The sequence below is a fragment of the Photobacterium sp. DNB22_13_2 genome (genome assembly GCF_052873915.1).
In genome coordinates this window covers 23,900-37,991 of sequence record NZ_JBNNXU010000002.1, presented here as the reverse complement: position 1 = coordinate 37,991, position 14,092 = coordinate 23,900, and the positions used below count along the sequence as shown (strand labels likewise).

The following is a 14,092-nucleotide window of genomic DNA, read 5'->3' as shown; positions in this document are numbered from 1 at the left end:
GAATTGTTTTTCACAATGATAATGATTCCCATTATTAATAAAAAGCCATTCTAGCGGCTATAAAAGGAGTAAGCCATGGAAATTAGATCAGTGAACTATCAAACGCTGACGAAACAAGCTATCGCGTTGATTGAAGATGAGCCTGATCTCATTGCTAATATGTCTAATATTAGTGCGTTACTGGCCATGGAGTTAGAAGAGATTAACTGGGTAGGGTTTTATCTGCTTAAAGATGACCAATTGGTATTGGGGCCATTTCAAGGTAAACCCGCTTGTGTGAGGATTCCTGTAGGGCGTGGTGTATGCGGTACATCGATAGCTGAAAATAGTGTTCAACGGGTTGAAGATGTCCATCAGTTCGAAGGGCATATCGCCTGTGATGCGGCCAGCAATTCAGAAATCGTGATCCCGTTTTCTGTAAACGGTGAATTGTACGGTGTGCTGGATATTGATAGTCCAATCTTATCAAGATTTAGTCAATTTGATGAAGATGGACTGGTTTCTTTGATGAATGAGGTACAAAAAAGACTTTAATTGAATGCTTTCGGTGGTTTTTCAGCGTTAGGTAACTATAATAGCGGAACAATTTCTTTTTGATTAAAGTACTAACGGCGAGGAAACTCGCTTTTGTCAGGAAAGTCCATGGAAAACTCTGAAAAGCTAACGAACAGTAAAGAAGTCATTGCCTACATTGCTGAGCGTTTCCCAAAATGTTTTACTGTTGAAGGTGAAGCGAAGCCTCTAAAGATCGGTATCTTTCAAGATCTAGCAGAGCGTCTAACTGATGACCCGAAAGTAAGTAAAACTCAGTTGCGTACCGCTCTGCGTCAATACACTTCTTCCTGGCGTTATCTTCACGGTGTGAAAGCGGGTGCAAACCGCGTTGACCTTGATGGCAACGATTGTGGTGTGTTAGAACAAGAACATGTTGATCACGCTAAGCAAGCGCTTGAAGAAAGCAAGGCTAAAGTCCGTGCTCGTCGTAAAGAACAAGCAGAAGCTAAAGCAGCTGCTAGCAAGGATGGTGAAGCAAAAGCGAAAAAAATTCGTCCAAAAACTGCTAAACCAAAGAACACACAACAAAAAACGACTAAGCTAAATAAAAAGCCTGCAGAAACGACCCGTGCACTGACTGCTGATGAAGTCGTCGTTGGCAAGAACGTTAGTGTTAATCTGGGCAACGGAAACATGCCGGCAACTATCGTTGAAATTAATAAGGACGATGTGCGTGTTCGCCTATCAAATGGTTTGACCATGGTAGTTAAAGCGGAGCACCTGCGTTCGTAAAGGAGAATGCTCGACGCATGAAAGGTCGATTCCGTTTCTCACTGATCGCTGCTGGCATGATGCTAGCAGCGTCAGCGCAAGCCCTAGAGGCGACATACACGTTAAGTGATCTTCCGCAGCTGGTTCCAGAAAAACAGCATGCGACTGCCAGTAAGCGAGTAGCTTCGCGCTTTACTCGTTCACATTACAAGCAGTTTTCACTTGATGACGAATTTTCTTCCAGTGTCTTTACTCGATATATCGAGATGCTGGACTTCAACAAAAGCTTCCTTACTGCTTCCGATATTCGGCAATTTGAAAAATGGGAAGAGCAGCTAGATGATCAACTCAAAAGAGGAGATACATCAGCAGCTTTCGATATTTTCAATACCCTGCTGAAGCGTCGATATGACCGTTATCAATACGCACTGACTTTGCTTGATCGCGAAATTACCTTTGATGCTGATGAAGATATAGTGTTAGACCGTTCCGAAATGGAGTGGGCTAAAGATCGCAATGAGCTCAATGAAATTTGGCGCAAACGGGTAAAATACGATGCGCTTAACTTAGAGCTTGCGGGTAAAGACTGGGATGAAACCAAAGAGACATTAGGCAAGCGTTATAACAACGCGCTTAAGCGTCTAACTCAAACTCACAGCGAAGATGTATTCCAAATTTACATGAATGCCTTTGCACGTGAAGTTGACCCTCATACCAGTTATTTGTCACCGCGTAACGCTGAACAGTTCCAGTCTGAAATGAATCTTTCATTAGAGGGGATTGGTGCAGTTCTCCAAGTGGTTGATGACTATACAGTCATTCGTTCTTTGGTTGCGGGTGGTCCTGCTTCTTCCTCGAAGAAATTGGCTGCAGGTGACAGAATCATCGGTGTCGCTCAAGACGGCAAAGATATGGTCGATGTGATCGGCTGGCGTCTAGATGATGTTGTTCAGCTCATAAAAGGGCCTAAAGGCAGCAAAGTTGTTCTGGAAGTCCTTCCTGAGGGGAACAACGCAAAAAGTTACGATGTCACGATTGTTCGTGACAAAATCCGCCTAGAAGATCGCGCAGCAAAATCGTCGGTAGAGACGTCAAATGGCAAGAAAATTGGGGTGATTGAAATTCCAAGCTTCTATGTCGGTTTGTCGGAAGATACCAAGAAAGAACTGGCGAAGTTGAACGACCAGCAGGTTGATGGCGTGGTTATCGACTTGCGAAACAACGGTGGTGGGGCATTGACTGAAGCAACAGCCTTGACCGGGTTGTTTATCAATAGTGGACCGGTTGTTCAGGTTCGTGATAGTTATGGACGAGTTAAAGTGAATGGCGACTCAGATGATCGCGTTTACTTTGACGGAGCTCTAACTGTGTTGGTTAACCGCTACAGTGCGTCAGCATCTGAGATTTTTGCTGCCGCTATGCAGGACTACGGGCGTGCTGTCATTCTTGGTGAGCAATCATTTGGTAAAGGTACGGTACAACAACACCGTTCACTGAACCATATTTATGACTTGTTCGATAAGCCATTGGGCCATGTTCAGTACACCATTCAAAAGTTCTACCGCATAAATGGTGGTAGTACCCAGAATCTAGGTGTTGTTCCTGACTTGGCATTCCCAACGGCTGTTGATCCATCTGAAACCGGTGAAAGTGTAGAAGATAATGCACTGCCTTGGGATAGTATCAAGGCGGCGGACTATCAGAAACTCTACAACTTCTCGGCGGTATTGCCTTCACTCAAAACGAAGCATGACCAGCGGATTAGCAAGGACATGGAGTTTGGTTTTATCCAAGATGACATCGCCAAGTACCGTGAAGAGAAAGATATCAACACGATTTCTCTGAACAAGAACAAGCGTATTGCTGAGCAAGACAAAGATGATGCGGATCGCCTAGCACGGTTGAATCAGCGTCAGAAAGCGAATGGTGAAAAAGCGTTTGCCACATTGGATGATGTGCCAAAGGATTACGAAGCACCTGATGCCTATCTAGAAGAAGCGGTTGCTATCACGTCTGATTTATCGAGATCGCAAAGCTAGCCTGTGAGAATAGGCAAGACCTCTATAAACGGCACCTTTTAAGGTGCCGTTTTTTTATGGATAAAATCAGTTAACTAGAGAGGAAAAGTGGTGTTTCACCCCTGAGACAGCTGGAAGATTAATACTGATAAGTCTCAACTTTTGTTCTCTAGGTAGTAATTGCCGACTAGGGTTAAAAGTAGGCGATCAATTCTGGTGTTAGGGGAATGCTATGCTGAAACATGTAATTATTGCTGTAACGCTGTTATTTTCAACATTTTCTATCAGTGCACGATCAACAGACTTGACGGAATTTGATTATCCACTGCTTCTTGGTGATTGGTACTGGTTTAGTAATACCGATACCGGTGTTGAAAGCGAAGGTGCAAACTACCGCGCAATGAACATAAAATTCAAATCAAACTATCGTTTTGTTATTCGACTTCTTAAGATAGATGGCAACGTGGAAGAGTGGGATGGGATATACGATATCGATGAAACCACGGTCACTTTTCTTTCTCATGGCCAACCCGAGCAGCAGCATAGCTACATGTTAAGCTACAACCAATTTTTGCTCGATGGTGCTCGTTTTACTAAATTGGCACCAGAAAATTTGCCGGGTAACTGGCGTTCTTCACAAATTACAGGGAAGGATGTTGGTGATGGTGTGTCGGAAATTGCTTTATCCCTTCGCCCAGACTTCTTATTCTCGGCTGAGGTGTCAGGTAAGAACGGTAAGAGAAAAGAGCACAAAGGCATCTACTTTATTGAAGACGACCGCATAGTGTTGATTTATGAAGATGGCCAACAAGATAGCCAGTACAGCTTAGGCAGTAATACCCTGACACTCAGTAATCAACAGTTTGGTATGGAAGCGGTAATGAGAAGGGAGTAGCGTGTAGCAGCCTACGATCCCACTAACACGTAAAAAGAAAAGCGAGGTGTGAATGCCTCGCTTTTTTTGTTTTTAATTGACAGATACGAACGACTAGCTGACGATTTTAAAAGCTTGTCGAAGTTGCGTCAGGTAATTCTCATCACGACAGATACTCTTGCCTGGCTCGTCTGAAATCTTAGCGACTGGCCGGCCTTCACATTCAGTTAGTTTCAAAACCACGTTTAATGTTTTGACACCAGGCAGATCGCAAGTGAGCTGGGTGCCAATACCAAAGCTGGTATTGATACGGTGGGCAAAGTGCTTATAGATATTTAGCGCTTTATCCAATGTAAGGCTATCGGAGAAAACCAAAGATTTGGTTTTTGGATCAATACCCAAGGACTGGTAGTGTGCGATAGCTTTTTCGCCCCAGGTAATCGGATCACCACTGTCATGGCGAAGGCCAATGAAGCGCTCTGACAAACGAAGATCGAAATCACGCAGGAAAGCATCCATGTTAATGCAATCAGTAAGGGCGATACCCAATGAATCCGGGTATGCCTGAAGCCAGCGATTTAACGCTAGCTGCTGTGAGTCAGCCAGATCGCCTGCCAGTTGCTGATGCGCTTGGAACCACTCATGGGCTTGAGTGCCAACAGGAGTAAGATGACGGGTACGAGCCAAGTGGTAGTTAGACGTCCCTTTGAACTCAGGCATATTGTTTCTTAGATAGTCAACCACCTCGTGGTGAACATCTCGGGAGAAACGGCGACGTGTACCAAAGTCAACTAGCGAGAACGCATCAAGATTGATACCTTCATCATTGGCTTTCTGATAAAAGTCAGCCATTTTTTTCTTGAGTGAGGTTAGTGCGTCATCCGTTGAAGATGCAGGGTAGCAATGCTTGCATCGAACTTCGCAGATAATTGCCAGAAGAGGCACTTCCCAAAGAATAATATCTAGCCACTTACCTGTAATGGTAATAGCCAGCTGATCACCTGACGTGTCAATGCTAACTTGCTTACTATCGATTTTAAACGACGCAAGGTACTCAAGGTAATCGGCCTTGAAGAAAGTCAGAGTCGACAGGTAATCAATTTCTTCCTGCGAAAAAGAGAGGCCACCTAGCCGATTGATATGCTCTTGAATCTCTTGGCTATATGGACGGAGATCTTCGTCGCTCCGGCAGTGAAACTCGGCAACAGCTTCAACATTGGGGTATTGATGAAAAATGGCTTGCTGCATATGCAACTTGTATGCATCAGTGTCAAGCAGGGAGTCGATAATCCCAGTGTGTCCAAAATGATTCATAACTAATTTGGCTGTTTTTTTGCAATCCGGTAATTTTACCCTATTTTGAGGCTTGGTTGTCTCAAAATGTTTCAGATTGATGAAAAAAGTAGGGGCAGTAAGATACGCGTAAATGCTGCTAGCGACAAGCCTGTAGAGGCTTATTTGCCGTTACTGTCGATACACTGTTAACACTTTGTTTGTACGGTGATCTTGCTGTAAAGCGGAATTTGGGTAAACATTACTGCTCGTAAGCTAAGTATAGTAAAGATGATAAGCTAGTCTTCAAAGCGCAACCAGCAAAATAAGTGGTTGGGTGTGCATTAATTGACCGAGTGAGTGGGCAATTGAGAAACATATCGCCAAATCAGGGTAATAAGCTTGTCTGTACTGGTTTAACGCAGAATAATGGACACATACCGCGACACTAACAGGCGGAAATATAAGGAATAAACATGGCCGAACAACCAACTATCCAGCCAACGGCAAAGTACCGTTCAGATTATCAAGCACCAGAATTCACAATTACCGATCTCGCGTTAGAGTTCGACTTGCATGACACTGCAACTCGTGTAGTAGCGATCAGTAAGGTTGAACAGCAGGTGGAAGGTGCCTCTTCAATGGAGCTTGATGGTGATGCGCTGACTCTTGTTCGCATTGAAATCAATGGCGAAAGCTGGACAGATTATGCAGAAAGTGAAGGGAAGCTGACAGTTAACGGGCTACCAGCATCGTTCGACATGCTGATTGAAACTGAAGTTAACCCTGAAGCAAACACGCTGCTTGAAGGTTTATATAAGTCAGGCGGGGCATATTGTACTCAGTGTGAGGCAGAAGGTTTCCGTCGCATTACCTATTACCTAGACCGCCCTGATGTATTGGCTCGCTTTACCACAAAGGTGATTGCAGACAAAGCACAGTACCCATACCTAATGAGTAATGGTAACCGTGTTGACGGTGGCGATTTGGATAATGGTCGTCACTGGGTACAGTGGCAAGACCCATTCCCGAAACCGAGTTATCTGTTTGCCTTGGTTGCCGGTGATTTTGATGTTCTGCGAGATAAGTACACCACAGTCAGTGGTCGTGATGTAGCGCTAGAAATCTTTGTTGATAAAGGCAACTTGGATCGCGCTGAATACGCCATGACTTCATTGATTAACTCGATGAAGTGGGACGAGGAGCGCTTCGGCCTAGAGTACGATCTCGACATTTACATGATCGTAGCGGTGGATTTCTTCAACATGGGCGCAATGGAAAACAAAGGACTGAATGTCTTTAATTCCAAATATGTACTGGCAAATGCGAAAACGGCGACAGATACCGACTACCAAGGTATTGAAGCGGTGATCGGCCACGAATATTTCCATAACTGGACAGGTAACCGAGTTACTTGCCGTGACTGGTTTCAGCTAAGTCTGAAAGAGGGTTTAACTGTTTTCCGTGATCAAGAGTTTTCTTCTGATTTGGGCTCCCGTCCTGTAAACCGTATTAACAATGTACGTATCATGCGCGGTCCACAGTTCTCTGAAGATCGCGGCCCGATGTCACACCCAATTCGTCCTGATAAAGTCATTGAGATGAATAACTTCTACACCTTGACAGTATATGAAAAGGGCAGTGAAGTTATTCGCATGATGCACACTTTGCTTGGTGAAGAGAACTTCCAAGCCGGCATGAAGCTGTACTTCGAACGTCATGATGGCACCGCTGCAACCTGTGATGATTTCGTTCAGGCGATGGAAGATGCATCTGGCATCAGCCTGGAAAAATTCCGTCGCTGGTACAGTCAATCGGGTACGCCTGTGGTACAGGTTGAGACCGAGTTTTTAGAAAAAGAAAACCGTTACCGTGTCACTGTTAAGCAGCATACAGCGCCAACGCCGGGACAAGAAGAGAAACAACCGCTACATATCCCGTTTGATGTTGAACTGTATGATGCGCAGGGTAAGGTTATTCCGTTACAGTGTAATGGCCAGCCAGTCCACAATGTGCTCGATGTAACTGAAGCAGAACAAGAGTTCGTATTTGACGGCATTGAACAGCAGCCAGTTATTTCCATGCTGCGTGAATTCTCAGCGCCGGTGATCTTGGAGTATGATTACTCAGATGCAGAATTGACCTTCTTGATGGTTCATGCTCGCAACGAGTTTGCCCGTTGGGATGCTGGTCAAATTTTGCTGGCAAAACACATCAAGCAGAATGTTACTCGCTGCCAGAACGGTGAGTCTTTCGAATTGCCGGAAACTGTTATAGACGCGTTCCGTGGTGTGCTACTTGATGAGAAACTAGACCCAGCGTTTATTGCCGAAATGCTAGCACTACCAAGCGAAAATGAAGTGGCTGGTTGGTATAAAACCGTTGATGTTGATGCGATCAATACCGTGATGGGTGAGTTTGAAAAAGTACTAGCCGTTGCGATGGAAGATGAATTCAGTGCTATTTATCACTCGCTTACTCAAGCGGCGTATACCATTGAGCATGAAGCGATGGCAAAGCGGTCGCTTCGCAATACATGTTTGGCGTATCTAGCACATACTGAGCAAGGCAATAGCCTTGTGGCTAAGCAGTATCAAGCATCAGACAATATGACAGATACGATGGCGGCAATGGCAGTCGCGAATAGCGCAGAATTGGCTTGCCGTGCAAATCAAATGGCTGACTTTAGTGACAAGTGGACCCAAGACGGCTTGGTTATGGACAAATGGTTTATTCTGCAGGGCAAGAACCCGGCGGAAAATGCATTGGATAATGTACGTGAAACCATGAAGCACAAAGCGTTTGATCTGAAGAACCCGAACCGTACCCGTAGTTTGGTTGCTAGTTTCTGCGGTAACAACCCAGTACGCTTCCATGCCAAAGATGGCTCTGGTTACCAGTTTCTGACGGAAATTCTGACTGTCTTGAATACCAGCAACCCACAGGTCGCTTCTCGCTTGATTGAACCGTTCCTCAAGTACCGTCAGTACGATGAACAGCGTCAAAGCTTGATGCGTGCAGAGCTTGAGAAACTGTCACAGCTAGATAAACTAGCTAAAGATTTGTTTGAGAAAGTTCAAAAAGCACTAGAGCTGTAAATACAATATAGAAGGGGCAAGTTATCTTGCCCCTTATTTTTCCGTCACTAGATTTTTTAGTTTATGAAAGCTTATACCTTCTCCATGCACATTACTTATCAGCAATTCCTCCAGCACTATTCAGGTGCTGCCAGTAATGTATTAGTAATGACTGACAATGGTTTGCGCCTGCAGTTACCCGCTGCACGGTTACGACCATTTCTAACTCAGATAGGGATCCGCGGTCGGTTCCGAGTGACAGTTTCAGAGGAAAACAAACTTCAAGCTCTCGAGCAGATCATGTGATTTTTTACTAATATTTTTTAACATGTCACAAGGCTAAACTTGATTAATGTTTATTGAGTTTCAATCAATAGCATATTTATTTGAATGGATTATCATTAGATTTAATAATCATGGGTACTAAGAAAAATAACCTTAAAAATAAATGGTTATACCAATTTACATCCTGATTTCAGTGGCATGATGCTAATTTCATCAATGCCAGATAATCTTCTTAGCCAAAATATCTACCTTAGTCACATATTCGATTTTTTCCTGCTTAGCCAGTGTAATTAACGTAACTACCTCGCAACAAAACACCCTACAATAGCAGTCTCGAAGGAGAGCGTATTCCAACGGTCTGTTCACCAATAACCAACCGTTGGATACTTTATAAAAACTCTATACTTGATTGATAATATATAACGATGGAGCATTGCTATGACCGCACCTGACCCTATAGTGCCGGTACTGCTTGAGAAAGTGTATGACTTAATCCAGGATAAGATTGAGACACCCCAGCAGTCATTAGTAGAAGTGTTTGCTCAGCGATTGTTAGGACAACTGGCAGATGATGATCTGCTTCAAAGGAATGAATCTGACCTTTATGGTGCTGTACTGAGTTTATGGCATCACCTTGTAAAAAATAAGCCAGACCAAATATCTGTTCGTGTCTATAATCCGACACTTAGCCGTTATGGTTGGCAGTCACCTCATACCGTAGTTGAAATTGTAACTCCAGATCGTCCTTTCTTAGTTGATTCTGTTCGTATGACTTTGACCCGTTTGGGTATCACCAGCCACATGATGCTTAATGGCCCGTATTTCTTTAAGCGAAATGCAGAGGGCGCCATTATTGAAGCGTGTGGTAAAGATGGTGACCTACAGACACTTTTCCATATTGAGGTTGATCGCCTTAACGATAAGAAAGAGCTTGAAGCATTAAAACAAGAACTAGAACAAGTCCTTCAAGATGTAGATTTGGTCGTTAATGATTGGCAGTCGCTGCAAACAAAGATGCAGATGATTGTAAAAGATCTCAAGAAAGCCGACCTACCTGTCAATAAAGAGCACCGTGAAGAAGCCATTGCCTTCTTGGACTGGGTGACACATCACAATTTTACCTTCATGGGATATCACAAGTATGATCTTGTACCGATTGAAGGTGACTATGAATTGCGCCCTTGTGATGAACAAGGATTAGGGCTTCTAAGCGATAGCAATAAAGTCAGAACGCTTCGCCTGTCACAGCTTCCCGAGTCTGCCCGAATTGAAGCCCGCAAGCCTGACTTGTTAATCTTAACGAAAAGCAATGGCAAGTCGAAAATTCACCGTCCAGCTTATACCGATTACATTGGCATTAAGCGTTTTGATAAAGATGGCAATGTCATTGGTGAACATCGCTTTACTGGCTTGTATGCTTCTACTGCTTACCATCAATCAACCATGAACATTCCGCTGATCAGTAACAAAGTCACGCGTATCTTGGAAGAGAGTCGTTATCCGGCAGGATCACACTCGTGGAAGGCATTGAACAATTTACTCGAAACGTATCCGCGTGATGAGCTTATCCAAGCCAATGAAAAAGAGATGTTGGATGTCGGTTGCGGTGTCGTTCGTATGCAGGATAGGGATCTACTGCGCTTGTTTGTTCGCCGTGATCCTTTTGGCCGCTTCTTCTCTTGCATGGTGTATGTAACCAAAGAACGATACAACACCGAGTTACGCAGTAAGACACAAGACGTTTTGAAAGACTACTTTGCCTCACAACAGGATGTGGAATTCACAACTTTCTTTTCGGAAAGCCCATTGGCAAGGACGCATTATATTGTGCGAGTAGAAAATAATAATTTCGATGTCGATATCAAAGCCATCGAACATAACCTAGTTGAAGCGGCAGCTTCTTGGGATGATCGTTTAAGCGCATCGCTGATCGCGAACTTTGGCGAAAGTAACGGTACGTCATTGGCGAAAAACTATGGCAGTGCTTTCCCGCGTTCTTATAAAGAGCAGATGCTACCGGGTTCGGCGGTTGCCGATATTGAGCAGTTAGAAAGTCTCAGCGAAGACAACAAACTGGGAATGCTTTTCTACCGCCCGCAAGAAGAGGCTAGTGATTCACACTTTGTCAAACTGAAACTGTTTCATCGCAATGAGCCTATCCACCTTTCGGATGTCATGCCTATGCTGGAAAACTTAGGCTTGCGGGTCATTGGTGAGTCGCCGTATCAGGTGATCACCAAAAGCGGCACGGTATATTGGATCCTTGATTTTGCAATGCTGCACAATGCTTGTACTGGGATTGATTTGGGTGAAGCGCGTGATCGCTTCCAAGAAGCCTTCTCTGCCATTTGGCATGGTGAACTTGAAAGTGATGGCTTTAACCGATTGGTACTGTGCGCAGGTTTAACCGGACGAGAAATTACCATTTTACGTAGCTTTGCGCGTTACATGCGCCAGGTCGGTTTCCCATTTAGCCAGCACTACATTGAAGAAACGCTTTCAAGCCATAATGATCTTGCTCGATCCTTGGTTGAATTGTTTTCGCTGCGTTTCGATCCTAGCCGTAAACATTCCGAAAATGCTGAAACTACACTTATTACTAAACTCAACGAAAAGCTCGAGCATGTTGAGAGCTTGGACGATGATAGGATTATTCGTCGCTATATGGAGATGATCCTAGCAACGCAACGTACGAACTATTATCAACTTGATACCAACGGTCAACCAAAACCATGGTTGTCTCTGAAGCTTCGTCCATCGGAGATCCCTGAAATTCCGGCTCCGGTTCCTTTCTTTGAGATCTTTGTCTACGCACCTGATATTGAAGGTGTGCACCTTCGAGGCGGAAAAGTTGCCCGAGGTGGATTACGCTGGTCGGATCGTCAGGAAGATTTCCGTACTGAGATCTTGGGCCTTGTAAAAGCACAGCAGGTGAAAAACACCGTGATTGTACCGGTTGGGGCAAAAGGGGGCTTTGTCTGTAAACGTCAGCCTCAGCTATCCACCCGTGAGGAGATTTGGGCTGAAGGGCAGCGTTGTTATAAGCGCTTCATTCGTGCCTTGCTGGATGTCACAGATAACATCATTGACGGAGAACTGAATCCACCCCTAAACGTGGTTCGACATGATGAAAATGATCCGTATTTGGTTGTTGCTGCTGACAAAGGGACAGCAACCTTCTCCGATTTGGCAAACTCAGTGTCTGAAGATTACAACTTCTGGTTGGGTGATGCGTTTGCTTCTGGTGGCTCTAATGGTTATGACCACAAGCAGATGGGGATCACAGCTAAAGGTGGCTGGGAATCGGTAAAACGTCACTTCCGCGAGTTGGGCATCAACTGTCAAACAACGGACTTCACCTGTGCCGGTATCGGCGATATGGCAGGTGACGTGTTTGGTAACGGTATGCTGTTATCAAAGCATATTCGTTTGGTTGCCGCCTTTAACCACATGCACATTTTCCTGGATCCGAATCCAGATGCAGCAAGTGGCTGGAAAGAGCGTGATCGCTTATTTAACCTGCCTCGTTCTAGCTGGGAAGATTACGATTTAAAACTGATTTCGGAAGGTGGCGGTATTTTCTCCCGTCGCAGTAAGTCGATTAAACTCACCCCGCAGATCCAGAAACTACTGGGTACACGCAAGCAGAGCCTGCCGCCAAACGAAGTGATCAAGTTGATCCTGAAGATGGAAGTGGATCTGTTGTGGAATGGGGGGATCGGTACCTACGTGAAATCAGAATCGGAAACCCATACTGATGTCGGCGACCGTGCTAATGATGCGCTGCGTATCAACGGCAGTGAGCTTCGCGCCCGTGTTGTGGGTGAAGGTGGTAACCTTGGTTTAACCCAACTAGGCCGGGTAGAGATTTCTAAAAAAGGTGGTTTGGTCAATACCGACTTTATCGATAACGTCGGTGGGGTTGATTGTTCGGATAACGAAGTTAACATCAAAATCTTGCTTAACTCACTGGTTGCTAGCGGAGACCTAACGTACAAGCAGCGTAACGAGTTGCTTGAGCGTATGGAAGATGAAGTTGGTGATATCGTTCTTGATGATGCTTATTGTCAGAGCGAGTCGATTTCTGTGACTCAACAGCAGCAAGTTCAGTTGCTCAAAGAGCAGATCCGTTTTATTCACCATCTTGAGAAAGAAGGTAAGTTGGATCGTGCGCTGGAATACTTGCCAGATGACGATACTCTGGCAGAGCGTGAGAAGTCAGGAGTAGGACTAACCCGTCCGGAGCTCGCTGTACTTGTAGCATACGGAAAGATGGTATTGAAAGAAGAATTGGTGACGGAAGAGATAGCCAATGATCCTTACCATGCCCGTTTACTGCCGGCATACTTCCCGAAAGAGCTGCAAGAAAAATACCGCAGCCATATGGAACACCACCCGTTGCGTAAAGAGTTGATCGCGACCTCGCTGGCAAACCAAATGTCTAATGAGATGGGCTGTAACTTCGTTACCCGCCTTCAGGAAGAAACAGGGGCGACGGTGGCTGAAATCTCCTCAGCATACTCGGTTGGTCGTGAAGTGTTTAATTTTCAGCTGTATTTTGATCAGGTTCGGTCGCTAGATAATGTGATCCCAGCAGAGGTGCAGTACGAAGTGCTTTATCGCTGTCGCCGCATGTTGCGTCGTGCGACTCGATGGATCCTCCGTAATCGCGATAGAAAGCTGGGTATCGAACAAATGATTGCGTTCTACCAGCCGATTGTAAACAAGCTTCGAGAAAACCTAGAGCGTTACCTTGTCACGGAAGAGGTCCAGGAGCATAACGAGCAAGCTGATGCGATGATGAAGCAGGGAATCCCTGAAGATTTAGCGCATAATATCGCGCGTTTGAGCAGTTTGTACTCGGCAATGGATATTGCTCAAATTGCCACTAACTCAGAAAAAGATCTTGATTTCATTTCTCGCGTTTACTTTGTTGTTGGTGCTGATTTGTCATTGCACTGGTTCCTCAAGCAGGTTCACAACCAGCCTGTAGAAAACCATTGGCAGGCATTGGCACGAGCATCATTCCGCGAAGATCTCGATTGGCAGCAACGTCAGTTGACGTTAGCGGTAATAAGCAGTGGATTAGAGGCTCCAGATGCAGAAAGCTTGATAGAGAACTGGATGGACGAGCATACATCTGCAATTCAGCGTTGGAATACTGTCCTTGCAGAGTTCAAAGTGGGTACAACGCATGAATTTGCTAAGTTCTCAGTAGCACTTCGTGAACTTATGTTGTTGAATTTAAACTGTCAAACAGTAGCATAGTGATGTAAATAAGCTTTTTGATTTAATATTTA

8 protein-coding genes are annotated in these 14,092 nt (G+C 44.8%); 7 read left to right on the top strand and 1 reads right to left on the bottom strand.

Translation table 11 applies throughout. From position 1 onward, the window contains the following. Positions 1-75: 75 nt before the first annotated feature. The 4 genes from ACVA58_RS03275 (at position 76) to ACVA58_RS03260 (ending at position 4,179) form a co-directional block, all read left to right on the top strand. A complete protein-coding gene (locus ACVA58_RS03275) occupies positions 76-534 on the top strand; it encodes a GAF domain-containing protein (RefSeq protein ID WP_446509023.1) in 459 nt (152 codons plus the stop codon). A 108-nt stretch (positions 535-642) separates the two neighbouring features. Beyond that, on the top strand, positions 643-1,287 hold the full coding sequence (proQ, locus tag ACVA58_RS03270; protein ID WP_255044521.1) for an RNA chaperone ProQ: 645 nt from the start codon (positions 643-645) through the stop codon (positions 1,285-1,287). 17 nt (positions 1,288-1,304) lie between these two features. Then, on the top strand, positions 1,305-3,305 hold the full coding sequence (gene prc, locus ACVA58_RS03265; protein WP_446509022.1) for a carboxy terminal-processing peptidase: 2,001 nt from the start codon (positions 1,305-1,307) through the stop codon (positions 3,303-3,305). A gap of 211 nt (positions 3,306-3,516) precedes the next feature. Beyond that, positions 3,517-4,179, top strand: a complete 663-nt coding sequence (locus tag ACVA58_RS03260; RefSeq protein ID WP_446509021.1) for a hypothetical protein — start codon at positions 3,517-3,519, stop codon at positions 4,177-4,179. Between the two features lie 93 nt (positions 4,180-4,272). Here the strand turns inward: ACVA58_RS03260 and pncB are convergent, their stop codons facing one another. Next, complete coding sequence (pncB, locus tag ACVA58_RS03255; RefSeq protein ID WP_446509020.1) at positions 4,273-5,472, bottom strand: nicotinate phosphoribosyltransferase; 1,200 nt, start codon at positions 5,470-5,472, stop codon at positions 4,273-4,275. Between the two features lie 434 nt (positions 5,473-5,906). On the opposite strand from pncB, the gene pepN reads away from it, so the two are divergent. The 3 genes from pepN (at position 5,907) to ACVA58_RS03240 (ending at position 14,060) form a co-directional block, all read left to right on the top strand. Continuing rightward, positions 5,907-8,528 (top strand): aminopeptidase N, encoded by a 2,622-nt coding sequence (gene pepN / locus ACVA58_RS03250; protein ID WP_446509019.1) that lies wholly within the window; start codon positions 5,907-5,909, stop codon positions 8,526-8,528. Positions 8,529-8,591: 63 nt separating this feature from the next. Then, entirely contained in the window at positions 8,592-8,813 is a 222-nt protein-coding gene (locus ACVA58_RS03245; protein WP_446509018.1) for a DUF2835 domain-containing protein, read from the top strand. Between the two features lie 417 nt (positions 8,814-9,230). Then, positions 9,231-14,060 carry an NAD-glutamate dehydrogenase gene (locus ACVA58_RS03240; RefSeq protein WP_446509017.1) on the top strand — a complete coding sequence of 1,610 codons (4,830 nt, stop codon included), beginning with the start codon at positions 9,231-9,233 and terminating at the stop codon, positions 14,058-14,060. The last annotated feature ends 32 nt before the right edge of the window (positions 14,061-14,092 follow it).